The organism is Cryobacterium sp. AP27 (assembly GCF_056680495.1).
The window spans coordinates 2,271,360-2,294,388 of the sequence record NZ_CM155285.1 but is presented as its reverse complement, the minus strand read 5'-3'; the positions used below and the strand labels follow the sequence as shown (position 1 = coordinate 2,294,388).

The 23,029-nt window shown below is 67.7% G+C and carries 19 protein-coding genes; 8 read left to right on the top strand and 11 right to left on the bottom strand.

The window, feature by feature from the left end; translation table 11 throughout:
* Positions 1 to 16 precede the first annotated feature (16 nt).
* Together AC1MB9_RS10930 and dapD are read right to left on the bottom strand one after the other, a co-directional pair.
* Positions 17 to 2,617, bottom strand: a complete 2,601-nt coding sequence (locus AC1MB9_RS10930; protein WP_479961980.1) for a penicillin acylase family protein — start codon at positions 2,615 to 2,617, stop codon at positions 17 to 19.
* A gap of 117 nt (positions 2,618 to 2,734) precedes the next feature.
* Positions 2,735 to 3,712, bottom strand: a complete 978-nt coding sequence (gene dapD, locus AC1MB9_RS10925) for a 2,3,4,5-tetrahydropyridine-2,6-dicarboxylate N-succinyltransferase (protein WP_479961979.1) — start codon at positions 3,710 to 3,712, stop codon at positions 2,735 to 2,737.
* Positions 3,713 to 3,729: 17 nt separating this feature from the next.
* On the opposite strand from dapD, the gene dapE reads away from it, so the two are divergent.
* From dapE to AC1MB9_RS10910, 3 genes are all read left to right on the top strand, one after another.
* Positions 3,730 to 4,845, top strand: a complete 1,116-nt coding sequence (gene dapE / locus AC1MB9_RS10920; protein WP_479961978.1) for a succinyl-diaminopimelate desuccinylase — start codon at positions 3,730 to 3,732, stop codon at positions 4,843 to 4,845.
* Positions 4,821 to 6,089 (top strand): hypothetical protein, encoded by a 1,269-nt coding sequence (locus tag AC1MB9_RS10915; protein ID WP_479961977.1) that lies wholly within the window; start codon positions 4,821 to 4,823, stop codon positions 6,087 to 6,089. Before dapE ends, AC1MB9_RS10915 begins: the two co-directional genes overlap by 25 nt.
* A gap of 94 nt (positions 6,090 to 6,183) precedes the next feature.
* Positions 6,184 to 6,360 (top strand): DUF3117 domain-containing protein, encoded by a 177-nt coding sequence (locus AC1MB9_RS10910; RefSeq protein ID WP_081882276.1) that lies wholly within the window; start codon positions 6,184 to 6,186, stop codon positions 6,358 to 6,360.
* 60 nt (positions 6,361 to 6,420) lie between these two features.
* Here AC1MB9_RS10910 and AC1MB9_RS10905 read toward each other — a convergent pair whose 3' ends face one another.
* A complete protein-coding gene (locus tag AC1MB9_RS10905; RefSeq protein WP_479961976.1) occupies positions 6,421 to 7,053 on the bottom strand; it encodes an O-methyltransferase in 633 nt (210 codons plus the stop codon).
* An 85-nt stretch (positions 7,054 to 7,138) separates the two neighbouring features.
* On the opposite strand from AC1MB9_RS10905, the gene AC1MB9_RS10900 reads away from it, so the two are divergent.
* Entirely contained in the window at positions 7,139 to 7,537 is a 399-nt protein-coding gene (locus tag AC1MB9_RS10900; RefSeq protein ID WP_479961975.1) for a twin-arginine translocase TatA/TatE family subunit, read from the top strand.
* A 75-nt stretch (positions 7,538 to 7,612) separates the two neighbouring features.
* Here the strand turns inward: AC1MB9_RS10900 and AC1MB9_RS10895 are convergent, their stop codons facing one another.
* Complete coding sequence (locus AC1MB9_RS10895) at positions 7,613 to 8,803, bottom strand: DUF222 domain-containing protein (protein WP_479961974.1); 1,191 nt, start codon at positions 8,801 to 8,803, stop codon at positions 7,613 to 7,615.
* A 142-nt stretch (positions 8,804 to 8,945) separates the two neighbouring features.
* Between AC1MB9_RS10895 and AC1MB9_RS10890 the strand changes: the two genes are divergently transcribed.
* Together AC1MB9_RS10890 and ppk2 are read left to right on the top strand one after the other, a co-directional pair.
* Positions 8,946 to 12,575, top strand: a complete 3,630-nt coding sequence (locus tag AC1MB9_RS10890) for a DUF3376 domain-containing protein (protein ID WP_479961973.1) — start codon at positions 8,946 to 8,948, stop codon at positions 12,573 to 12,575.
* Positions 12,576 to 12,581: 6 nt separating this feature from the next.
* Positions 12,582 to 13,412 carry a polyphosphate kinase 2 gene (gene ppk2 / locus AC1MB9_RS10885; protein ID WP_479961972.1) on the top strand — a complete coding sequence of 277 codons (831 nt, stop codon included), beginning with the start codon at positions 12,582 to 12,584 and terminating at the stop codon, positions 13,410 to 13,412.
* On the opposite strand, the gene AC1MB9_RS10880 is transcribed toward ppk2, so the two are convergent.
* The 5 genes from AC1MB9_RS10880 to AC1MB9_RS10860 all read right to left on the bottom strand — a co-directional run bounded on the left by AC1MB9_RS10880 (position 13,413) and on the right by AC1MB9_RS10860 (position 18,536).
* Positions 13,413 to 14,963 (bottom strand): succinic semialdehyde dehydrogenase, encoded by a 1,551-nt coding sequence (locus AC1MB9_RS10880; protein ID WP_479961971.1) that lies wholly within the window; start codon positions 14,961 to 14,963, stop codon positions 13,413 to 13,415. It lies immediately after the preceding gene.
* A gap of 48 nt (positions 14,964 to 15,011) precedes the next feature.
* Positions 15,012 to 16,160 carry a P-loop NTPase gene (locus AC1MB9_RS10875; protein ID WP_479961970.1) on the bottom strand — a complete coding sequence of 383 codons (1,149 nt, stop codon included), beginning with the start codon at positions 16,158 to 16,160 and terminating at the stop codon, positions 15,012 to 15,014.
* Complete coding sequence (locus tag AC1MB9_RS10870) at positions 16,153 to 16,722, bottom strand: DUF1003 domain-containing protein (RefSeq protein ID WP_479961969.1); 570 nt, start codon at positions 16,720 to 16,722, stop codon at positions 16,153 to 16,155. Before AC1MB9_RS10870 ends, AC1MB9_RS10875 begins: the two co-directional genes overlap by 8 nt.
* Positions 16,709 to 18,040, bottom strand: coding sequence for a magnesium transporter MgtE N-terminal domain-containing protein (locus AC1MB9_RS10865; RefSeq protein WP_479961968.1), 1,332 nt, complete (start codon positions 18,038 to 18,040; stop codon positions 16,709 to 16,711). The genes AC1MB9_RS10870 and AC1MB9_RS10865 overlap by 14 nt, the downstream gene beginning before the upstream one ends.
* 91 nt (positions 18,041 to 18,131) lie before the next feature.
* A complete protein-coding gene (locus AC1MB9_RS10860) occupies positions 18,132 to 18,536 on the bottom strand; it encodes a DUF7882 family protein (protein WP_479961967.1) in 405 nt (134 codons plus the stop codon).
* A 191-nt stretch (positions 18,537 to 18,727) separates the two neighbouring features.
* Here AC1MB9_RS10860 and AC1MB9_RS10855 point away from each other — a divergent pair, with 191 nt between their 5' ends.
* The gene (locus AC1MB9_RS10855) at positions 18,728 to 19,279 is read left to right on the top strand and encodes a YflT domain-containing protein (RefSeq protein WP_479961966.1); all 552 of its coding nucleotides are present in this window, start codon (positions 18,728 to 18,730) and stop codon (positions 19,277 to 19,279) included.
* Positions 19,280 to 19,352: 73 nt separating this feature from the next.
* On the opposite strand, the gene AC1MB9_RS10850 is transcribed toward AC1MB9_RS10855, so the two are convergent.
* Complete coding sequence (locus AC1MB9_RS10850) at positions 19,353 to 20,897, bottom strand: aminopeptidase P family protein (protein ID WP_479961965.1); 1,545 nt, start codon at positions 20,895 to 20,897, stop codon at positions 19,353 to 19,355.
* Between the two features lie 48 nt (positions 20,898 to 20,945).
* Complete coding sequence (locus tag AC1MB9_RS10845; RefSeq protein ID WP_479961964.1) at positions 20,946 to 21,974, bottom strand: endonuclease/exonuclease/phosphatase family protein; 1,029 nt, start codon at positions 21,972 to 21,974, stop codon at positions 20,946 to 20,948.
* A gap of 100 nt (positions 21,975 to 22,074) precedes the next feature.
* On the opposite strand from AC1MB9_RS10845, the gene AC1MB9_RS10840 reads away from it, so the two are divergent.
* Complete coding sequence (locus AC1MB9_RS10840) at positions 22,075 to 22,944, top strand: PHP domain-containing protein (protein WP_479961963.1); 870 nt, start codon at positions 22,075 to 22,077, stop codon at positions 22,942 to 22,944.
* The last annotated feature ends 85 nt before the right edge of the window (positions 22,945 to 23,029 follow it).

Below are 23,029 nucleotides of genomic sequence, written 5' to 3'. Positions count from 1 at the left end.
CGCGGGCCCCCGGCCCCTACTGGCCGGGGAGCAGCGTCAGCGTGTCGGTGGCGCTCGTGCTGAGCGCCTTCGGGGTGAACGGCCAGGGTCTGGTCTTGTTCCGCTGCCACAGTGGCGTCTGGTCAACGTAGTTGGGGTGAAAGGCGTGTCCGGATGCGCCCGTGAGGTTGATCCAGACGGACTCGTCGAAGTCCGCGAGGCTGATCACCTGACGCATCGACGGGACCCAGTCCACCTCGTAGCCCACAGTGGCGTCTGAACCCTGCGCGTTCACGACCGAGGAGCCGCCGCCGAGCTCGTACGGGCCGCGATTCAACAGCCATTCGATCGGTGCGATGCCCGATTTACCGAGGCTCTGGTTGGTGAGTTCGAGGGTGTGCAACTGACCCCAGTCCCAGGCCGACACATCGTCGCCCATGCGCTCGATGCCCTCGTCTGCGGCGTCTTCGAGCACTCGTTTGAGCATGCCCGACTGGTTGACCGTGCCGAGGCGCTGGTTGGTCCACCAGGGCGACGACGGCTCGGCCAGCAGACGCGTCACAACGGCAAACGAACGGTCACCGCCGGTCATGCCTGTGCCGTCCGGGAGCGTCCCGTTGAACGTCTCCTCCAGCAGGGTGTGCCATACGAGGTTGAAGTACCCGGCGGCCGCGCTGTCAGCGGCCACCGTGAAGTCCCAGCCCTCGAACAATTTCTGTGCCTCGGCGGCCGTGCCGTCCACGGGGATGGCCTGCAGCGTGGGTACGAGTGCCGCGGCAATCGCGCTGTACTCGTCCGCCTGGATCTCGCTCATCAGATCGACCGTGAACGGGGTGCCCGCCGCGATCAGGGCGGTGAGACGCTTCGTGATCTGGTCGGCCCGGTAGCCGAGGTCCCAGTCGGCCGTGATCAGGTACGGGTAGTCGGGGCCCACGGCCGCGTTGTTGGCCGCCACGATGTATCCGCTCGGGGGATTGAAGACCTGCGGCAGCTCGCCGAACGGGATGTACCCGCTCCAGCCGTATTCGCTCGTCCAGCCCGGCACCGGGACCGTGCCGTCGCCCGTGAACCGGATCGGGATGACCCCGGGGGCCTGATAGCCGATGTTGCCGTCGACGTCCGCATAGACGAGGTTCTGCGAGGGAACGTCGAAGTTGGATGCCGCCGCGCGGAAGCTCTCCCAATTCGTGGCGCGATTAATCGCGAAGATGGCGGATGCCGTGTGACCGGGAGTCAACGCCGTCCACTGCAGCGACAACTCATACGTCATGGCAGGGTCGGCGGTGTCCGGTGCCGCGGCGATGCCGGCGGCCTCCGGGAAGTCACGGGCAATGCCGGGAAACTCACTTCCGGCGAGGCCGCTCACGATGGGCCCGTGCTCCGTGGAGCGAATGGCGATCTTCACGCCGGGGCCGCCTGCGACGGAGATCTTCTCGTTGCGCACGAGCAGCGGTTTCGCCACCCCGTCGTACTCGTAGGTGTCGCCGGTGACCTTCTCCACGTACAGATCGGCAACGTCCGGTCCGAGGTTGGTGAATCCCCAGGCCACCCGGGAATTATGGCCGATCACGACCCCGGGCAGGCCGGAAAAACTGTAGCCGGCCACGTCGAAGGGGCACTCGGCGGAGACGGTGCTGCAGCGAAGCCCCACCTGATACCAGACCGAGGGCATCGCCGGCCCGAGGTGCGGGTCGTTGGCGAGGATCGGTTTGCCGCTATCGGTGAGGCTGCCGGACACGACCCAGGAGTTCGACCCGATCTCTCCGCCGTCGGGGCCGAGCAACTCCGGCACGGACGCAAGCGAGGTGCGGAGCGACGCGAGCGCCGCACTGTATTCGCCACCGGCGGCGAGCGCGTCCGCTGCGGTCTCGGTGGCGTCCGTCGCGACGGTCGCCGCCGCGGTCGCGGGCACCGCGGGTGGACCGTCAACGATGGTGGGATGGGTGTCGTACGGGTACGACGGATGCAGTTGGGCGATCTGGGCAGGATCGAGCGTGGTCGTCAGCTGGGCGCGGTCGATCTCATCTACGAGGTTGGAACGCAGGTCCCATGCCATGGCCTTGAGCCACGCGACCGAGTCGGCGGGGGTCCACGGCTCCGGCTCGTATCCAGGGTTTTGCACCGCCAGCACCGCGTACTCGACCGACACGTCGGCGCCGCGGTGCGTGTCGAGGTAGGCGTTGACGCCGTCCGCGTACGACTGAAAGTACGCGAGCGTCTCCGGATCGAGCAGCGCTACCTCTTCTTCGGCGATGGCGCGCCAACCGAGCGTTCGCACGAAGGTGTCGGTGCCCACCTGGCTCTCCCCGAAGAGCTCAGACAGTCGCCCGGCCGTCACGTGGCGGCGAAAGTCCATCTCCCAGAACCGGTCCTGGGCGTGAACGTATCCCTCCGCCAGGAACAGATCGGTGGCCGTCGTCGCGGTGATCTGGGGGATGCCCGCATCGTCGCGCAGGACCGTGACCGGAGCGCCGAGCCCGGCAATGTTCACCTCACCGGACAGGGTCGGAAACGACCTGGTGACCGTCCACACCCCAAGTCCGGCGACGACGAGAACGATGGTGAGCAGCACCCCGAGAACCGCGAACAGTCGTCTCAGCCGGCGGTGCCGTTTGCTGCGCGGAGCGTCGGTGCCCACATCACTCCCTCGTGACTCATTGTGCGGTGGTGCATTCGTGCCGGGTGAGCCTGATGTGGGCTCGGCTTACCCGGATGCTACTGGATAACAGCCCCGCGTGACGATGGGACGGCCGGATCAGGCGTGCAGGGCCTCGTTGAGCGCGATGCCCGTGCCGCTGCGGGCGAGTGCCTCGACCGCGCCGGAGACGGAATTGCGGCGGAACAGCAGGTTGGGCACGCCGCTGAGTTCGACGGCCTTCACCGTGCGGGGCTGCCCGTCGTTTCCGCGCGGTTCGCCGACCAGCACGACCTTGGTTCCGGCCGTCACATACAGACCAGCCTCGACGACCGTGTCGTCGCCGATCGCGATGCCGACGCCCGAGTTGGCGCCGAGCAGGGCCCTGGCGCCGATGGAGACGCGCTGGGTGCCGCCGCCGGAGAGCGTGCCCATGATGGACGCACCGCCGCCGATGTCAGACCCGGCGTTGACCACGACGCCCTGGGAGATGCGTCCCTCGACCATGGACGACCCGAGTGTGCCGGCATTGAAGTTGACGAAGCCCTCATGCATGACCGTGGTGCCGGGGGCCAGGTGGGCGCCGAGGCGCACCCGAGAGGCATCCGCGATTCTCACGCCGGCCGGCACAACGTAGTTGAGCAGCGGCGGGAACTTGTCGATTCCGGTGGCGGAGATACCGGCGCGCTGCAGGGCGGGGCGCAGCCGGGCGAAATCGGCCGGCGTCATGGGCCCGGCGTTGGTCCAGACCACGGAGGGCAGGTGCCCGAAGATGCCGTCGAGGTTGATCGTGTTGGGCGCGACGAGCAGATGCGACAGCAGGTGCAGGCGCAGGTACGCGTCGGAGGTCCCCACGGGCGGGGCCTGCAGGTCGATCTCCACCGTGACGGCCTCCAGCCGAACCGCACGGCGCTCGTCGGGTCCGGCGGCCTCAGTCAACTCAGCGGGAACGATCCACCGGTCGCGGTTGGCGGGCAGTTCACCGAGCTGCGGGGACGGGAACCACGTGTCGAGCACGAGCCCGTCGGACGCGACCGTGGCGAGGCCGTACCCCCAGGCATTGACGGGGGACGTGGATTCAGACTCGCGGGTAACCATTCCTCTAGATTAGTAGGGTGTCTTCTCTGCCTTCGAATCTTGCCCACACGCCCGTAGCCCTCGACCTGGCCGGTTCGAGCATCGCGCTCACCCGTCAGATCTGTGACATCGAGTCGGTGTCCGGCAATGAGAGGGCGCTCGCCGATGCGATCGAAACCGCCCTGGCCGGTTCCGCGCACCTCGAAATCATCCGCGACGGTGACACGATCGTCGCGCGCACAAACCTCGGCCGTGCCCAGCGGGTCGTGATCGCCGGTCACATTGACACCGTGCCGCTCAACGAGAACCTCCCCACCCGGTTCGAGACGATTGACGGCGTGGAATACCTGTGGGGACGCGGCACCGTGGATATGAAGGCGGGTGTGGCCGTGCAACTCAAGCTCGCCGCCGAGCTCGTCGAGCCCGGCGTGGACGTGACCTGGATGTGGTACGACCACGAGGAGGTCGCCGACGCCCTTAACGGCCTCGGCCGACTCGCCCGCAACCGTCCCGACCTGTTCGAGGGCGATTTCGCCATCCTCGGAGAACCCACGAACAGCGCCGTCGAGGGCGGCTGCAACGGCAACATTCGAGTCGAGGTGCGTACCTTCGGGCTGCGCGCGCACTCCGCCCGCGCCTGGGTCGGCGACAACGCCATCCACCGGGCCGCGCCCATTCTCAATCTGCTCGCCGCGTACGAACCGCGCCAGGTTGAGGTGGAGGGCCTCGTCTATCGTGAGGGCCTCAACGCCGTCGGGATCAGCGGCGGTATCGCCGGCAACGTCATTCCCGACGAGTGCATGGTGCACGTGAACTACCGCTTCGCACCGAGCCGCACCGCCGACGAGGCCGAGGCCCACCTGCGTGAGCTGTTCGCCGAGTTCGACGTGACCGTCGTCGACCGGGCCGAGGGGGCCCGGCCCGGTCTCGACGCCCCGCTCGCGCAGGAGTTCCTGCTCGCCGTCGGCGGGGAGGCCATGCCGAAGTACGGCTGGACCGACGTCGCCCGTTTCTCCGCACTCGGCGTCCCCGCCGTCAACTACGGCCCCGGCGACCCGCTCAAGGCACACGCCGACGACGAGCGCGTCGCCGTCGACCAGATCACCGCCTGCGAAACGGGTCTGCGGTCGTGGCTGAGCGCATCCGCTCGCTGAACGGACAACCCGCCGCCGGACGGCTGACCGGCCGCGGAACAGACGCTCCACAACGCTTGCCGGCCACATGGCGGGCACGCTACCGGCTCACCCCATGGTGGGTTCGAGTGCTGTGCGTTTGGGCGGTGTCCCGCGTTGTGACGACCACGCTGATTCTGCTGCTCGCACGAGTGCAGGGCCAGAACGCCTGGACGGGCGCGAACCCCAACTACGTGGACTTCGCCAACATGTGGGACGGCCGCTGGTACAACATCGTTGCAGTGAGCGGGTACCCCGCGGTGTTGCCACTCACCGCCGAGGGACAGATCGGCGAGAACGCGTGGGCGTTCATGCCGGGCTACCCCGGGGTGGCCCGGTTGCTGATGATCCTGAGCGGGCAGGACTGGGCGCCGGTCGCGGTCTTCGTTTCTGTGGCTTTCAGCCTGGGAACGGCGTTGTTGTTCTACCGGCTGATGAACCGCGTCCTGGACTCGTCCACGGCCATGTTCTCGGTCGTGCTGTTCTGTGTCGCCCCGCTTTCGCCCCTGCTGCAATTCGGCTACGCCGAGTCGATGTACCTGTTCTTCCTCACGCTCGCGCTGTACCTGCTGCTCGAACGTCGGTACGCGCTGTTATTCCCGGTGATCGCCGTGATGGCGCTCACCCGGCCGAGCGGGCTCGCCTTCGCCCTCGCCCTCGGACTGCATGTCATTGTGCGCTTCGTGACTCGGGCGAGGGATGCGTTCGAAGCCCGGGAACGGTTGATCGCGGTCTCCGTCGCCGTGTTCAGCGGAGTCATGGGCCTCGCCTGGCCCGTCGCAGCGTGGGTCGTTACGGGCAGCATGACGGCGTACACGGATACCGAGCTCGCGTGGCGGGCACCGTACATCGGGTACCAGGAGCTGGTGCCGTTCACGGCGTGGTTCCAAAGCGGCGTCTGGTGGCTCGGTTCGCCGCGAGGGATTGTCGTGGTCATCGCCCTGATCGTGCTGTTCGCCGCGGCGATGTTCCTGCCCGCCGTTCGCCGGCTCGGGGTGGACCTGCGCTTGTGGGTGGCCGGCTATGCGCTGTACCTTCTGGCCGTGTTCTTTCCGCAATCGAGCACGTTCAGACTGCTGATGCCGATGTTTCCGCTGCTCGGCGCCGTCGCGGTGCCCCGGCATCCGGTCTACCGAATCGGTATCGTCCTGCTATTTGTTGCGGGACAATGGGGGTGGCTGTTGATCTGCTGGGGAGTAGACGGTCTCGACTGGACGCCGCCATAAGTTGTCATCCGGCGTCGACGAGTTGGGCAGATTTACGTCTCGGGCCGCAATGGTCGATAATAGACATATACAAAGACGAATGAAAGGGGAGTTCATGGCGGCCATGAAGCCACGGACCGGAGACGGGCCAATGGAGGCTGTAAAGGAGGGGCGCCTGATCATCGTGCGTGTACCGCTCGAAGGTGGGGGTCGACTTGTCGTCTCTGTGAACGACGCCGAGGCCAAGGAACTTCACGACGCGCTTGCCGGGGTCGTCAACGCGGTCAAGTAGCCTTACGCGAAACGGCTGCACCGTCCTGTTCTCAGGATGATGCAGCCGTTTCGTTTTGCCCTACGCGCGCAGCTTGGTGATCTGAAGCAGGCCGTCGCCGACGGGGGAGAGTGCGCTGATCACCGCATTCGACGACGCAATCTCGCTGAGCAGGGTGCGAAAACCCGTGGCGACATCGTCGCGCTTGGCCGGGTCCGCCACGCGTCCGCGCCACAGTGCGTGGGCGACGAGCACGGTCCCGCCGGGCCGGGCGAGGCGCAGCCCATGTTCCACGTATTCGATCACGGACTGCGGGTCCGCGTCGATGAAAACGATGTCGTAGGAGTTCTCGTTCATGCGCGGCAGAACGTCGGCGGCCCGACCGGTGATGAGTCGCACCCGGTTTGCGGGGACTTTCGCCTCCAGAAAGTTCACTTTGGCGTGCTGCAGGTGGTCGACCTCCGTGTCGATCGACGTCAGCATGGCCCCCGGTGCGCCCCGGAGCAGCCACAGCCCGGACACACCCACCCCCGTGCCGACCTCAAGGACGCTGCGGGCCCCTGTGGCGGCGGCGAGCACCGCAACCTGAGCTCCGACGGACGGCGCGATCGCGTCGATCCCCAGCTCCAGGGACTGCTGCCGGGCCTTGGCCACGGCTTCGGACTCCACGACAGAGTCGTCGGAGAATTTCCAGTTCAATACGATGTCAGACAAGTTCACTCCAGTTGATGAATAGGTCAAGACTATGGCCGCAGTCGTCATGGTCGGTGGATGCCTCGCCGAGGGATATTCTGGGGTTATGTTCGGTTTGACGTTTGAGAAGATCCTCATCATCGGGATCATCGCCGTCTTCCTGCTCGGACCCGACAAATTGCCGCACTATGCGGCTCAACTGGCCCGCCTCGTGCGGCAGCTGCGCGACATGGCCAATGGTGCCAAGGAACGCATCCGTGACGAAATGGGCCCGGAGTTCGACGAACTGGACTGGAAGAAACTCGATCCGCGCCAGTATGACCCGCGCCGGATCATTCGGGAAGCCCTCACCGAAGAAGAACCGCTCAAAGAGCAATCGGCGACGCTGTCCCGGGCGAGCCCCGCCGCCGCTTCCCTCCTCGGCACGGCCGCCGGCACCGCGGCCCTCAGCCCGCTCACACGGGCCGCCGCCGAGCCTGCCCCCTACGACGCCGAGTCCACCTAGAACCGACTGGCCTTGGGTTCTACCGGGCAGCTGCCCGGTTCGTTCAGGCGCGTGGTTTCAACGGCGACCGCGGCTTCAGCAGTGATGCGCTGACCAGCCGGATCGGCGCGCAAGTCGGGTTGGCGGCCGTTGTTCCCGCCCCACGTCGAGCACGGTGCCGTCCCTGCTGAACAACACCGGTACGAAACCCGTGTTGCAGATCGACCGGTCGATCGTGGTCGTCGGAATCGCGTCCGGGGTTCCTTCGATGAACCCGTCTGCCAGAACCAGTTCGCCCGAGGCGCCACGCGAGGGTGTCGGTGCCGAAGTATCTGTCGCGGTGACGACAAGCTTCGCGGAGGGGCGGATGCGGCCGAACAGGGTGCCGGGGTCGGCGTCCGCGGCGACCTTGATCACCTCGATCAGGGCCTCGGCGGCGATCTGATCCGTTGACCGCGGGTCGTCGATGATCCGTTGCGCCCGCTCCTTCTCGGTCTTCTCCACAAACCGGGGTCCGCCGGTGCGGGGGCCGGTGATCTGCAGCAGGAAATCCGTGAAGTAGGCACCGTTCTCCGGGTCCAGTTCGAAGGTGCCGTGCAGCATACCGTCGGGCTTGTCCCAGACCCGCAGGTGCTGCCGGGCGCGCATCGCGTCGGCCCGCGAGGCGACACCGGCGGCATCGATCTGATCTCGGCAGTGGCGGGCTGCCTTCGCAGCCTGGTCGGCGTTCCGGGTGCGGCACTCGGCGATCAGGTGCACGACCGCATCGGTGAGCAGGCGCTCCGTGACCCCGATAGCCGGTTCGCCGAGGCCCCGCCGAATCGCCGTTGCGCACTCGGTGGTGAGGGTTCCGTCGGTGACCGCGGCGCCGAGCGGGGCGAACCAGGGCACGCGCACCTCGACCGGAGGCGCCTCCGGGTGCGTGAGGACCAGGCGATCGGCTAGCTTCTGGCGTTCCCGGGCGGTTTCGGCTTCCGTGGCCATGGTGCCGGCCTCGATCAGGCGGCGAGTATCGGCCTTCGTGGTGCCGCCGCCTCCGCCGAGCGCCTGCACGTGGTCTTCGGGGCTGGGGTAGCCCTTTTTGCGGGCGAGGCCCTCGCGGCCGAGCTGCCAGTCGGAGCGAACGGCGACGATCGCCGCCGACAAAGCGAGGTACGTGGCGACCTCGCGGGAGAGCCGGGCGATGGCCCGGTGGGTGTTCTCCGACTGATCGTCGGAGAGCTCCGCGAATGACCCCGCGGATATACCCGACCGGGCCAGGGACCCGGTCAGATCAACGAAAAACACCGTCAATGGTGGTTGTCATGAGAGCAGTTTTGCAGCAGCCACCGACATTGAGACCGGTGCGGGGCAGCAGGACGCACCCGCGGCGGCGGCCCGTCACGCTAGGCTGCCAGTCACGTGAGCACTCCAGAGAATCGGGCTGCAGATGAAGCATCCGGCAGGATTCGCGGTGCAGTTGCGGCTTCGGCCGAGCGATCCGCCGTATCCGTTCGTGCCCGCGGTCTTCGACGAGTCCCGGCCACGTCCCTTTGACCGCACCTTGCGCCTCGCACTCGCCATGCGCGGCGGGGTGAGCCTGGCCGTGTGGATCGGCGGCACCGTCGCTGAGCTGGACATCCTGCGCCGCCTGCGACTTGTGCGCGGGTCGAGCGGCGTTGCCGCCTACATGCTCGTCGCCGACCCCGGCGCCGCGACAGCCGATCACGTGCTCGACGCCCATGTGCTCGCACGTGCCGGCCGTTACGCGCGCCTGCTCGTCGATCGTGGCTTTGACCGGGTGGAAGTGGATGTGCTCGCCGGAGCCAGCGCCGGCGGGCTGAACGCCGTCACGTACGCGGCCGCGCAGCGCACCGGCGCGGCTCCGGACGAGATGCTGCACACCTGGGTCGCCGGTGCCGCCATCTGGCGACTGCTGCAGCGGGCGGGGCTGCGTCCGATCCTGGCGCCGCTGCGGGGTGACGAGTACTTCGCGCGCGCGATGAACGACGCCCTGACCGCGTACTACGACCCGGACCTGACCGCCGGCAGCGCAGCTCATCGCGCCGACCGGCTCGTGGTCGACCTGTCGGCGACGATCCTGGACCGGGAAGACGGGCCCGACCGGGGTACCAGGGAGGGACGCGGACACTTTCGTTTCGTGGGAGCGGCTCATCCCGACAAGCCCGACGAAAGCCCCGCTGCCGAGTTGGACGCCGAGCTGAAGGAACACGGGCGTGCGATCCCGCCGTTCGGATCGCCGGGGCGCGAGGAGAACCTCGCCCGTCTTGCCTACGCTGCACGGTCGACGTCGTGCATTCCCGGCGGGTTCGAACCGGCATTGGTCGTCTCGGTCGCCACCGGCGCGACGCCACCCCCGCACGGTCGCATCGACATGAGCTTCGCTTTTCACGCCCACCGCACCGGCCCCGACGTGCCGTTTCGCATTATCGACGGCGGCCTCACCGACAACATCCCGATCGACCGCGCCTACCGGGCGATTCGGAATATGCCGTCAACGGTGCATTCCCGGCGCGCGCTGATCTATCTCAACCCGGAAGGCCCCCTGTCGGTTCGACCGCACGTTCCGGAGCCGTACGACGGAATGTTGCCGTCATCCGAGCTCGCCTATACCGATATACCGCCACGCACCGACCGGATCTCCCTGCCGCTCAACGTCATCGGGGGCGCGCTCTCCATCAGCTTCGGGCGGGAATCCGGCGACGCCAAGGTGGAGACGCTCGACGATTTTCGACGGGAGCTGATCCTCGAGCAAGGACGCGACCAGGCCCTGGCCGTGCTGGTCGCGGACCTGACTCGTGTGGGCACGGATGCCGCTCTACGCACCTGGGTTCGGTACCGCGCCTCCACCGATCTGGACCTGCTGATGCGGGTACTCCTCGACCCCGCGGTCTGGCAGCTCGGCACCGACCTCCCGACCCGCGCCGTTGTCACGGCCCTCGAACTGCGGCAGTTGACCGCCCTCGAAGCGGACATGCTGGCGCGCTACGACGAGCTCGCGGCCCAGGGCAGCGAGCAGCAGCTCCGCGACACCCCGGTGTGCTCCGGGCCGGAGGCGCTGCATCAGGCGGCACTCAACCTGCTGTCCTGGATCCAGGCCCTCGAGCGGGCACGGTTCGAACAGGTCGCGCACACGGGTATCGCGCTCGACGGGGACGGTTTTCCGACGCTCGGCGACGTGCGCGTCGCGGTGTACGAGTTGCTCGATCGGGCCGAACAGGAACGAGACCGGGTACTCGTCCGCGTGGTCGCCGCCGTCAACGGACTTCCGGCCACGGAGGGAGCGGACCGCATTGCCGAGGTCGTGCGGGCCGAGTGGCTGCGGCCGGGGCCGGTATCGCCCGGGTGGGCGCTGCTCGACCGGATAGTGCCCGTGCTGCAACAGATACCTGAAGGGGACCCGTTGATCGCCTCCAGCCCCCTGTGGGCGCAATCGCCGTGGCGGGGTCTGTCGCAGCGAAGGGGCCTCCGGGCCCTGGACACATGCGCGTTCACGGCCGCCCGGGGGATCCGCGAGCCCCTGGATGCCCTGGACTTCTGGAGCGTCTCCGCCGACGAGCGTCCGGCACATCACCGGGCTTTCATCGCCCTGCTGCGCGCTCAATTGCGGGAGGGGCTGCGGGTGGCACTCGCACTCCCGGCCAGTCAGCTGCAGGCGGAGGTCATCGACTCGCTGCTGAGCGACACCGTGCTGCGACCGGTCTCCAAGCTCAACGGGGGCCGGCTGCTGAACCTCTCCGGTTTTCTGAGTGCCGAATGGCGGCTGAACGACTGGTGGTGGGGGCGATTGGATGCCGGAGCCGGAGTTGCGCGCTTTCTGCGTTCCCTACCCGTCGACGCGCCGCTGCCGCCCGACGACAGCGGTGATGACGATTCGGTGTTGTTCGTGCAGGACGAAATTCTCCTCCAGGCGGAGGTGCACCAGGACTGGGCGCCGGTGGGCGTCAGCAGCCCCGGCCACGTGCGCACCCCGGACGAAATTAGGGCGGACCTGTCCCGCGGAGCCGATTCGCTCGGTAACCTCGAGCCGGGGTACCGCGTGGCCGTCGCCTCGCGCGCGGTGCGCGCCGCCTCCCGGGCACTGACGCGGTGGGGCAGCCCGGTGTGGATGCACGTCGTCAACTGGCTGCTACGGCCCGCCGGTGTGCTGGCTCCGGTCGTTCTCGACCTGCCGAGAGCGCTCGCCGTCGCGGCCGTTCTCGGAGCAGCCCTCGCCGTTTCCTCCAGCGCCGCCGGACCCCCCGGTGCCTTCGGCGGCGCCCCGGGGGTCTCGATCGTGCTGCTGATCCTGGCACTGCTCTGCGCCGCCCTGGCCGCATACCGCAGCGTGCGTGCGTTCACGCAGTGGGCGACGATCATTGACATTGTGCACGGGCTGGACGCCGCTGCCGGAACGGACCGCGTCAGCGAGGTGCGGCGGCAGCGTCACCTCGCGATCTTCTGGGCTGTCGTCGGCCTCGGTGGCGGCAGCGTGTACGTCGCCGCCGGGCTGCTGGCCTACCCCGGCATGATCGACACTTCTGCCGCCGTCGTGCTGGTACTGGCCGGCTGCGGCGCCTTCGTCAACGTGGCCGCGCGGGTGGGCACCCTGCCGCAGTCCAACGGCTATCTGCTGCGGGACACCGCCCTCGGTGTGGCCGGGCTGCTCGTGCTGCTGATCATTCCGCTCGTTTCCCCGGTGCTCGGCGGATGGATCGCGACTCTCACGACAGAGCCCGGGGCGCTGCTGGTCGCCGTGAGCATCGCGCTGGTCTCGCTCATCGTGAACTGGGGCTGGCAGGCCGGCTGGCATGCCGCGGGCCCCCGGGTCGCGCTGACGCGCGCTGTGGCGGTCGTGTCGTGGCTGCTGCAGGCATCCGCGGCGGGGGGCGCCGGGTGGCTGGCGGCGGCGACGTTGCTCGGCCTGCCGGGCTGGAGCGAATCCGTGGTGCTCTCGGCCGGGGGAGTCGCCGGTGCCATGTTCGTCAGCGGTACCGTTCAATGGTGGCTCCCGGGTCTTCTCGCGTGGTTGCCACAGTACGAACCGCACGATCTCACGCGTCGCGTGACAGAAAGGTAGGGACCGATGTCGACCAAAACACCGAAACCGGTTCGGGTGCCCAGGGCCGCCTATGAGCGCGAGCTCCGCCGCCTCCAGGCCGAACTGGTCACCATGCAGCAGTGGGTCAAGGCATCCGGCGCCCGGATCGTGGTGATCTTCGAGGGACGGGATGCGGCAGGCAAGGGCTCGGCGATCAAACGGATCACGGAGTATCTCAACCCACGCATTGTGCGGATCATGGCGCTCCCGATGCCCAACGACCGTGAGCGCGGCCAATGGTACTTTCAGCGCTACATCGAACACCTGCCGGCAGCAGGCGAGATCGTGCTCATGGACCGGTCCTGGTACAACCGCGCCGGTGTCGAGCGCGTGATGGGCTACTGCACGAATGATGAATACCACCGCTTTCTGCACCAGGCACCCATTTTTGAGCGGATGCTCGTCGAAGACGGCATCCTGGTCGTGAAGTACTGGTTCTCCGTGTCCGACCGGGAGCAGGAGCGTCGCTTCCGTTCCCGGCAGAAGGACCCGATGCGCCGGTGGAAACTGTCGGAAACCGATGTGCTCTCCATCACCAAGTGGGTCGACTACTCCAAGGCCAAGGACGACATGTTCGTGCACACCGACATCCCCGAGGCGCACTGGTGGGTGGTGGAGAGCGAGGACAAACGGGCGTCCCGGCTCAACGTCATGAGCCATCTGCTCTCGCTCGTTCCGTTCGAGCGCACCGACCCACCGAAGATCCACATTCCCAGCCGCCCCAAGGCCGTCGACTACGATCGGCCCCCGCGCGAGGAGATGAACCCGGTGCCGGACATCGCCGCCCGGCTCGTCCCCGACCCGGACGAGAAATGATCAGCGCAGCCTGAGGCCTTTCAGCACCCGCGCGAGCAACAGGAGCGGGCCGGCGAGCGTTCGGAATTCGTGCCCTGAGCGGGGAAGCTGCAGCAGCCCGTTGGCCCCAGAGATGGTGACGGCATCCACGAAGCGCCGGAGGCCTTCCGGGCCGTTGCGGCGGCCGAGGCCCGAGCGTTTCACTCCGCCCATGGGCGCGTCAACGGAGGAGAACGAGCCGCGGTATCCCTCGTTCACATTCACGCTCCCGGCATCGAGGGCGGCGGCGACGCGCAGGCCGCGGCGGCGTGAACCGGAGAAGACGGAGGCGTTCAGCCCGAATTCGCTCCGATTCGCCGCCTCGATCGCCTCCCGCTCGGTGTGCACGATGGAGACTGTGACGACCGGTCCGAACGTTTCCGCAGCGAAACACAACATGTCGGGGGTGACGCCGGTGAGTACCGTTGGTTCGTAGAAGTACGGTCCCAGGTCGGGACGGGCCAGGCCGCCGGCGAGAACGGTTGCACCGTGGGCGACCGCGTCGTCCACGTGCCGGGTGACCCGGTCAAGCTGCGCCTGCGTGGCGAGGGAGCCGACATCCGCGCTGTAGTCGAAGCCGGCCCCGAGGGAGAGGCGCCGGGTGGCGGCCACGAATTCACGCAGGAACGGCCCGGACACGGCCCGGTGCACGTAGATGCGTTCAATCGAGACGCACAGCTGGCCGAGTGAGGAGAAGCAGGCGTACACCGCATCGTCGGCGGCCTGGATCGCGTCGACGTCGTCGAGAACGAGCAGGGCATTCTTGCCGCCGAGTTCGAGCGAAACGCCCGTCACCCGGTCGGCGGCCTGACGGGCAACCCGGATGCCGGTCTCCGTTGACCCGGTGAAGCACACGTAGTCTGCGTGCTCGATCACCGCGCCGCCGATCTGTGGACCGTCGCCTGTCACGACGGCCCAGAGGTCGGCGGGGACTCCCGCGTCAATGAACGCGGCCCGCAGGGCGAGAATGCTCAGCGCGCCCTGGTTGTCGGCCTTCTGCACGACTCCGCAGCCGGCGGCGAGGGCGGGGACCACATCCATCGCGGCGAGGGCCAGCGGGTAGTTCCACGGGGTGATGATTCCCGCGACGCCCTTCGGCCGGTACCGTACCCGCGTGCTGACCACCAGGGGAATTCCGGAACGGCGACGCTCGCCACGCAGCACCCGCCCGGCGCACAGGGCGTTGTACCGGGTGACGCTCGCGGCTTGGAAGATCTCTTCGAACGCCTGGCCGCGGGTCTTTCCGGTCTCGGTCTGCAGGGCATCGAGCAACAGTTCCCGGCGGTGCAGGAGCAGGTCGTGCGCGCGCAGAAGCACGCGGCGCCGGGCGGTGAACCCGGCCTTGGCCCAGGACAGCTGTGCCTGGCGGGCGCGGGTGTAGGCATCCGTCACGTCGCTGTGTTCGCTCACCGGAAGCTCGTGCAGCACCGTTCCGGTGAACGGGGCCAGCACCGCGGCGGTGCGGCGACGGGACGAGGAGATCTGGCGGTCGAGGGCGGCGATAACGGGCCTGCCGAGGGACGAGTGCGACATAGCGTCAGTCTAAGTCGACTGCCGCGGCCGCTCCACCGGCCATGGTGGCTACAGCGGAGTGATGCCGAGGCTGCGACCGGAGAGACCGCGACCGCGGGTGGCGAGGCGCGTGGCGACGGCGGTGATGGCCACCGCGGCGGGGTCATCGGGGTGGGCGATGACCACGGGGACCCCGTCGTCGCCGCCGCCGCGCAGGGCGACGCTCAGCGGAACCAGCGCCAGAAGCGGCACGGGAGTGTCCTGCCCCGTTGAGAGCCTCCCGGCCACGTCGGCGCCGCCGCCCGAGCCGAAAAGCTCGAGCACCGTGCCGTCAGGCTGGGTGAGGCCGCTCATATTCTCGATGACGCCGTAGACCGTCTGCCCGGTCTGGCGGGCGACGATGCCGCTGCGCTCGGCCACGTCGGACGCGGCGGGCTGCGGGGTGGTCACCACGATGACCTCGGCGTGGGGGAGAAGCTGGCCCACGGTGATCGCCACGTCGCCCGTACCCGGCGGAAGATCGAGCAGCAGAATGTCCAGGTCGCCGAAATACACGTCGGTGAGGAACTGGTTGATCGTGCGGTGCAGCATGGGCCCGCGCCACGCGACGGCCGCCGAGGCGTCGTCAATGAACATGCCGATCGAGATGACCTTCACGTCGTGACTGATCGGCGGCAGGATCATGTCGCCGACCTGGGTGGGTTTCACGGCGAGACCGTCGTGCACCAGCCCGAGCAGACCAGGAATCGAGAAGCCATGCACGTCGGCGTCGACGATGCCCACCCGTAGCCCCTGTCGCGCCAGGGACACGGCGAGGTTCGCCGTGATCGTCGACTTGCCGACACCGCCCTTGCCGCTGGTGATCGCGTACACCCTGGTGAGCGACTCCGGGCCGAACTGGAAGACACGGGCCGCCTTGCCGCCGCGGAGCTTCTCGGTGAGCGCCTCGCGCTGCTCGCGCGTCATGATGCCGACCTCGATGCTCGCGTTGCCGGCGCCGGCAACGGATTCCGCCGCCGCACGAACGTCGCTCTCGATCCGCTGCGCGGCCGGGCAGCCGGCGATCGTGAGCAGGATGCCCACGGTCACGTGGCCGTCGTCCGCCACGGTGACACCGGACACCATGTCGAGTTCGGTGATGGGCTTGCGGATTTCGGGGTCGGTCACTCCGGCCAGTGCGCCGAGCACCCGGTCGGCCGTGGGGAGCGCGTCAGTCAAGAGCGCGGCGTCCGCGGGGCGTGCGCGGCGGGGTGTCGTCGGGCTCGGCGTCAGTGTCGGGGTGTCGTTCCTCGAGGGTCTCGACGAGCGCCCGCAACTCGCTCTTGATGAAGTCCTTCGACACGAGGTCTTTCAGGGCGATGCGCAGGGCAACGACCTCGCGGGCCAGGTACTCGGTATCGGCCAGGTTGCGTTCGGCCCGTTGACGATCCTGTTCGAACTGCACCCGATCGCGGTCATCCTGGCGGTTCTGCGCGAGCAGGATCATCGGGGCGGCATACGATGCCTGCATCGACAGCACGAGGGTCAGCGCAATGAAACCGAGCGAGATGGAGTCGAATCTCCACGCCGCCGGCGCGAGCGTGTTCCACGCAATCCATGCCACGGCGAAAACCGTGAGGCCGAGCAGAAACCATGGAGTGCCCATGCCTCGGGCGATGGCCTCGGTGAACCGTCCGAACCGGTCGCTGCGCGGAGCACCGCGGTACCGGCCGACGAGCGGCGTCGTGCGCAGCCCCTTCGGCGCATCGAGTCGGAGGTCGGACCGGCTAGCTCTCGCCATGTGCGCTTCTCCGTGTCCCGGGCAGCGGAATGCTGCCCGTCTTCAGGTCGTTGCGGGCGGCGGCACGTCGCCCGATGTCGTCGTCGCTGTCCTGACTGCGCCAATCGTCCGGCAGCAGGTAGTCGAGTACGTCGTCGATGGTGACGACTCCCACCAGGCGGTGGTTGTCATCGACGACCGGCACGGACACGAGGTCGTAGCTGGCGAGGATGCGGGACACCTCTGCCGCGGAGGTGTCGGCCCGAACGGGATCGAGCCCCTGGTCGAGCAGGGTGCCGAGTCGCTCGTGGGGCGGGTAGCGCAGCATCCGTTGGAAATGCACCATGCCGAGGAAGCGGCCGGTGGGTGCCTCGTAGGGCGGCAGGGTGACGCAGATCGCGGCGCCGAGGGCGGGTGCGAGGTCGTGGCGGCGCACCCGTGCCAGTCCCTCGGCCACGGTGGCGTCGGCGGAGACGATGACAGGCTCGGTGGTCATCAGCCCGCCGGCCGTGTCCGGAGCGTAGCTGAGCAGAAGACGAACGTCGTCGGCCTCTTCGGGTTCCATCAGGTCGAGCAGCTGCTCGCCGCGTTCCTCGGGGAGTTGGGCGATGAGGTCCGCGGCGTCGTCGGGCTCCATCTGGTCGAGCACGTCGGCGGCGCGCGCGTCACCGAGCCTCGTGAGGATGCTGACCTGGTCGCTTTCGGGCATCTCCCCGAGCGCGTCCGCGAGACGGTTGTCGGGCAGTTCACCGGCCACCTCGAACATCCGCTCCCGGGGCAGGTCGAGCAACGTATTGGCGAGGTCAGCAGGTTTGAGTTCCGAGTATGTCGCGATCAGTTGCTCGGCGGACTGCGCCTGGCCGAGAGTGACTTTCTCGTGCACCTCCGCCCACGTCGTGAACGTCGTGATGCCCTTGGCGAAGAGGGACGCGCTCGTCTTGGGTCGGCGCACGAAAAGCTGGCTGATTTCCCACTCGGATTCGGTGCCTTCCCGAATCGCCACGTCTTCGATGGTGGCTTCGCCGCTGCCGTCATTGAACGTCACCTTGCGCCCGAGGAGCTCGGCAATCACCCGGACCTCACCGCCGCGCTGCTCGAAGCGACGCACGTTGATGAGGCCCGTGGTGATGACCTGGCCGGAGCCGATACTGGAGACCCGACCGATGGACACGAACACGCGGCGCTTGCCGGGAATCTCGACGATCAGACCGACGACGCGGGGCGGATGACTTTTTCGATAGACCACGAGAACATCGCGCACCTTGCCGACACGGTCTCCCGCGGGGTCGAAGACGGTGCACCCGGCCAAACGGGCAGCAAAAACTCTGGTGGCACTCACAGTACAAATGTAGTCTCTGTGCGGCTGATCACCCGCTGCAAACCCCGATGCGCCTATTTGAGGGGACTTGTGTGCACCAGAGACGGGTACTCTATCGCCCGTCGTGGAGCTTCGTTCCCTGTGTCGCGTGTGATTTGCCCGCCGTTTTTTGGACCGGGTCGGCCGCGGCAGGCTCGGGGATACCCGTCGTTTCGGGTGTTTCGGGTGTTTCGGGCGGTTCGGGCACGATTTGCAGGCCCGTGGGAGTGTTGGTGAGCCGGGCAAGCACTTCCAACCAGTTTCGATTCAGGTGCGGATCCTTGCTGCCGTAGAACTCAAACTGCAGCGGAACGGACGGGTTCAGCCAGACGGAATTGCGACCGCCGCCCGACTCCGGCGTGTTGGTCCAAGTGAAGGTGAAGCTCTCGCCTCGCCGGAGCTTCGCCGTGATGACAATTTTCAGGTGCGCCAGCACACGATCATCGAACTCGACCGCCGTTGCCGGCGAACTGTACATGAACCTGCCCATTGGACTCCCAAATCCCACGCCCCCGCCAGACTGCCGGCGGACCACCCACGATATTCATGCTGACTTCCTTGGCAGTGCGCATAATACAACACAATGCGCGAGTTGACGAGGCCGACGAACAGATCAAAGAGCTGGTCAGCGCTCTGACATGTGCGGCCGGACCGTGGAAGAATGACGGCATGAGCAATCAGAGTCCCTTCGGGCGCGGCGGCAAACTCCTTCCGCCGGCGCTGCCCACCGGCGAGGTCCTGGCCACCTATGGGACCTACGCCGAGGCGCAGGGCGCGGTCGACACGCTGGCCAAGCTCGACTTTCCCGTGAAGGAGCTCGCCATTGTCGGCAACGACCTGAAGAGCGTGGAACGGGTCACGGGGAAACTCACCTACGGCCGTGTCGCCCTCGGGGGAGCGGCAACCGGCGCGTGGCTGGGGATTTTCTTCGGGCTTCTCTTCTTCATCTTCTCGCCCACGGGATCGAGCCTGGCCTTCGTGGCGGCGGCGCTGCTGATCGGTTCGGGTTTCGGCATGCTGTTCGCTCTGGTGAGCTACGCGGTCAATCGTCGTCGCCGGGACTTCACCTCGACCATGCAGGTCATTGCCGGAAACTATCAGGTCATCGTGGGCGCGGAACGGCTGAACCGGGCTCGCAACCTGCTGAACGGCCAGGGAGAGAGCGTTGTTCCGCCCGCGGCGCACCCCTCCGACCCGCCGCTCGGCCCGCCGGCCGAGTAACTCCGCGCCCGATTTCGGTGGCCGCTACGCCGGCTACCGTAGCGGCCATCCCATTCGGTAGCGGTGGTGGCGGTTACGCGCGAAGTCCCCGGATCCAGGCCTCCACGGCGTCCGCGGAACGCGGGATGGCCGCCGACAGATTCTCCGCGCCGTTCTCCGTCATCAGGATGTCGTCTTCGATCCGCACGCCGATTCCGCGGAACTCCGCCGGCACGGTGAGGTCATCGGGCTGGAAGTAGAGTCCGGGTTCGATGGTGAAGACCATGCCGGGCTCGAGCACGCCGTCCATGTACATGTCGCGGCGCGCCTTGGCGCAGTCGTGCACGTCGAGACCGAGGTGGTGGCTCGTGCCGTGCACCATGTACCGGCGGTGATGACCGTTGTCCGGCAGGAGCGCCTCCTCGGCCGTGACGGGCAGCATGCCCCACTCCGCGGTGCGGCGGGCGATGACCGCCATGGCGGCGGCATGCACGTCGCGGAAGATGGCGCCGGGGACGGCGACGGCGAATGCGGCATCCGCTGCCTCGCGCACGGTCTCGTAGACGAGGCGCTGCACCTCGCTGAAGGTTCCGTTCACCGGCAGCGTGCGCGTGATATCAGCGGTGTAGTAGCTGTCGAGCTCGACGCCCGCGTCCAGCAGCATGACGTCGCCCGGGGTGACGGGTCCGTCGTTGCGGGTCCAGTGCAAGATGCAGGCGTGCGGGCCGGATGCCGCGATCGTGTCGTAGCCGACGGCATTGCCGTCGCTGCGTGCGCGGGTGTTGAACACGCCCTCGACGAGACGTTCGCCACGGGAATGCGTGCTCGAGCTCTGCAGATCGCGCACCACGTCGTCGAAGCCGCGCGCGGTCGCGTCGACGGCGAGGCGCATCTGGTTGATTTCCCAGGCGTCCTTCACCAGACGGAGCTCAGAGACGGCGCGGGCGAAGTCGTCGTCAACCTCGTGCAGCCCATTCACTTCGATGCTGAAGGCGCTGTCGCTGGCGTTGACACCGAGGACGCGTTCGGCCGCATAGCGCAGTCGGCCTTCATCCACTTCGAGGGTGAGGGTCGGGTCGGCCTCGCGAACCACCACGGTTTCGCTGTCGATTATCGCGAGGATGCCCGCCAGATCGGCGATGCCGCGGACGGTGACGGCCAGGTCGCTGGAGACCTGTGCGATGGACGGGCGCGGGCCGATCCAGAATTCGCCGATGTCCGGGTTGGCGTAGAACTCGTCGGAGTCGCGACCCGCGCGCTCACGGAAGTAGACGGTGGCATCGTGCCCCGTTGCCCCGTTCGGCTCCAGCACCAGTACCGCACCGGGCTCGGAGTCGCTGCCCCAACCGGTGAGGTGCGCAAAGCCCGAGTGCGCTCGGAACGCGTAGTCGGTGTCGTTGGAGCGCTGCTTGAGGCGACCGGCCGGAATGATCAGGCGCTGTCCGGGGTACTGCGCCGAGAGACGGTCACGGCGAGCGGCGGCATAGGCGGCCTGCTCGCGGGCTGGGGGAAGAACTTCGGTTCGTTCGGCCCAGCCGGAGGAGATGAATGCTTTGAAGCCCTCGGAGCCCGGTGTCGTGGACCGGTTCTCGTTCGAGCGGGTGGGCGGGGTGATCGCGGTTGCGGTGGTATCGGCCATACGCCATTCTCGCACTGTCGCCTGACCGCCGCACGGGAATGGCGCGGCCTACGGGCTGGTGACCGTCGCGACAATAGGCCGGTGATCGCTTCCCGCGGAATCGAGGGACGTGATCACGCTCATGTCCGTGACGGTCCAATTCGAGCTGGCCAGTATGTGATCGATGGGGCTGCCGAGGAGCGCGGGGATCTTCGTCGTCCAGGTACCGACGGCCCCCGACCCGGCGGACAAAGCCGCGTCGTGGCAGTCTCCGAGCACGGCGCCGTTGTCCGATCCCCGTCCGCTCATGTGATCAATCGTGGCGTTGAAGTCGCCGGCCATGATGATGTTGTCGTTCTGGCACTGCTCGGCGAGCCAGTCCAGATCAGACCGCCAGTTGGACATCTCGAATTCGATCGGTGCCACGGCGTGCACGGCCACGATCGTGGGTCCGGTGCCGTCGCTGGGGGTGGCCACCACGGTGGGGAGCACGTTCGTATTGCCGGGAGGGCCGGAACCCGCCTCATTCGTCACGGTATAGTCGCCCAGATCGGGGCTGATCAGCAGCGTTGTGGAGCGCGCCTTGGAGATCTGGTCGAAGGCGAGCGTGTGCACCCACATCGGCCGTCCGCCGTCACGCATGGCCTCGGCGACGGCGATGCCGGCCTCCTTCGTCGTCTCCGGCAGGGTGATGACGTTGGCCTCCTGCTCGAGGGCGAGGCGCGCGATGGTCGCGGCGCCCGGGGCGTCGCCCAGCGTGTTCCAGCTGAGCACGGTCACGGACTCCGACGCCGGCGCTGCCTGCGCGGCGGACTCCGTGCCGAGACCCCGCGACGTCAGGATCCCGACGTTGGCCACACCGAAGAGCAGGGTGAGCACGATGAAGACGGTCATGGTGCGCCGCCAGGGCCGGAATCGAGCCAGCACGAGCAGAACGAGAACCAGGATCCCCGCCGCCACCACCGCAAGGCCGCGCAGCGACACGGCGTGTGCGATCACCCATGTGTTCTGCAGCCCGAAGGCCTGCGGCCACACGAAAACGAGCAGGACCGCGGCCACGGCGGCCACGATCAGGAAACGTACGATGCGCGTCAACATAGGTGAGGCCATGTTAATCGCGCATCCTGACAGAGTGCCCGGCCGCCCCGGTCGAGGTCCCACAACCGGGGCCCCGCATGCCGCCAACTAACATGGGGTCATGCCAGTAGCTCGTCCGTTTCGAGGTCCCATCGATTTGCACACGCATTCGAGTGTGTCGGACGGCACAGAAACCCCCGCCGAACTCATGCATGCCGCCGCAGAGGCCGGCATCGGCACGGTCGCCCTGACGGACCACGATTCGACCGCCGGGTGGGACGCCGCGACCGCCGCGGCGCGCGCCGAGCAGATCACCCTGATCCCGGGCATGGAATTCAGCACCCGGGTCGACTACTCCAGCGTGCACCTGCTCGCCTACCTCTTCGACCCGACGGATGTCGGCATCGTCACGGAGATTACGCGGATCCGCGCCGCTCGACTGACGCGGGCCGAGCAGATGGTGCAGCGCATCGCCTTCGACTACGCCATCACCTGGGACGATGTTCTCGCACAAACCACCCGCGACGCCACAGTGGGTCGACCGCATATCGCGGATGCGCTCGTGGCTCGCGGCCACGCCCTCACGCGCAGCGACGCCTTCGCGGGGATCCTGCACTGGAAGTCCGGGTACTACCAGCCGCACTATGCGCCTGACCCGCTGCGCGCGGTCGAGCTCGTGCGCGCCGCCGGGGGAGTGCCCGTGATTGCGCACCCCGCGACGAGAGGCGCCGCGGATGTCATCCCGGAGGCCCGCCTCGCCAGGCTCGCGCGGGCCGGACTGTTCGGTCTCGAATTGGGACATCGGGAGAATCGTCCGGGGGCGACCGCGCACCTGGCCGTACTCGCCGAGAAGTACGGCCTCTTCATCACCGGGTCGAGCGACTACCACGGGACCGGCAAACCCAACCGGCTCGGCGAGAACACGACGACGCCCGAGGTGCTCGAGCGCATCATCGATCAGGGTCGTGGTTCCGCGCCCCGCTACGCTTGACGGGGGCCGGACACGCCAACGCCGCCCCGCCGCCCGTGCGGGCGAGACGAGAGCGGCGTCGGTGACGTGCGATGCGGCTGCGGTG

Excerpts from the sequence above, each read along its gene's own strand:
- dapD (WP_479961979.1), bottom strand. The coding sequence starts at position 3,712 with ATGGTTACCCGCGAGTCTGAATCCACGTCCCCCGTCAATGCCTGGGGG.
- AC1MB9_RS10910 (WP_081882276.1), top strand. The coding sequence starts at position 6,184 with ATGGCGGCCATGAAGCCACGGACCGGAGACGGGCCAATGGAGGCTGTA.
- AC1MB9_RS10900 (WP_479961975.1), top strand. The coding sequence starts at position 7,139 with ATGTTCGGTTTGACGTTTGAGAAGATCCTCATCATCGGGATCATCGCC.
- AC1MB9_RS10890 (WP_479961973.1), top strand. The coding sequence starts at position 8,946 with ATGAAGCATCCGGCAGGATTCGCGGTGCAGTTGCGGCTTCGGCCGAGC.
- ppk2 (WP_479961972.1), top strand. The coding sequence starts at position 12,582 with ATGTCGACCAAAACACCGAAACCGGTTCGGGTGCCCAGGGCCGCCTAT.
- AC1MB9_RS10880 (WP_479961971.1), bottom strand. The coding sequence starts at position 14,963 with ATGTCGCACTCGTCCCTCGGCAGGCCCGTTATCGCCGCCCTCGACCGC.
- AC1MB9_RS10870 (WP_479961969.1), bottom strand. The coding sequence starts at position 16,722 with ATGGCGAGAGCTAGCCGGTCCGACCTCCGACTCGATGCGCCGAAGGGG.
- AC1MB9_RS10860 (WP_479961967.1), bottom strand. The coding sequence starts at position 18,536 with ATGTACAGTTCGCCGGCAACGGCGGTCGAGTTCGATGATCGTGTGCTG.
- AC1MB9_RS10855 (WP_479961966.1), top strand. The coding sequence starts at position 18,728 with ATGAGCAATCAGAGTCCCTTCGGGCGCGGCGGCAAACTCCTTCCGCCG.
- AC1MB9_RS10850 (WP_479961965.1), bottom strand. The coding sequence starts at position 20,897 with ATGGCCGATACCACCGCAACCGCGATCACCCCGCCCACCCGCTCGAAC.
- AC1MB9_RS10845 (WP_479961964.1), bottom strand. The coding sequence starts at position 21,974 with ATGTTGACGCGCATCGTACGTTTCCTGATCGTGGCCGCCGTGGCCGCG.
- AC1MB9_RS10840 (WP_479961963.1), top strand. The coding sequence starts at position 22,075 with ATGCCAGTAGCTCGTCCGTTTCGAGGTCCCATCGATTTGCACACGCAT.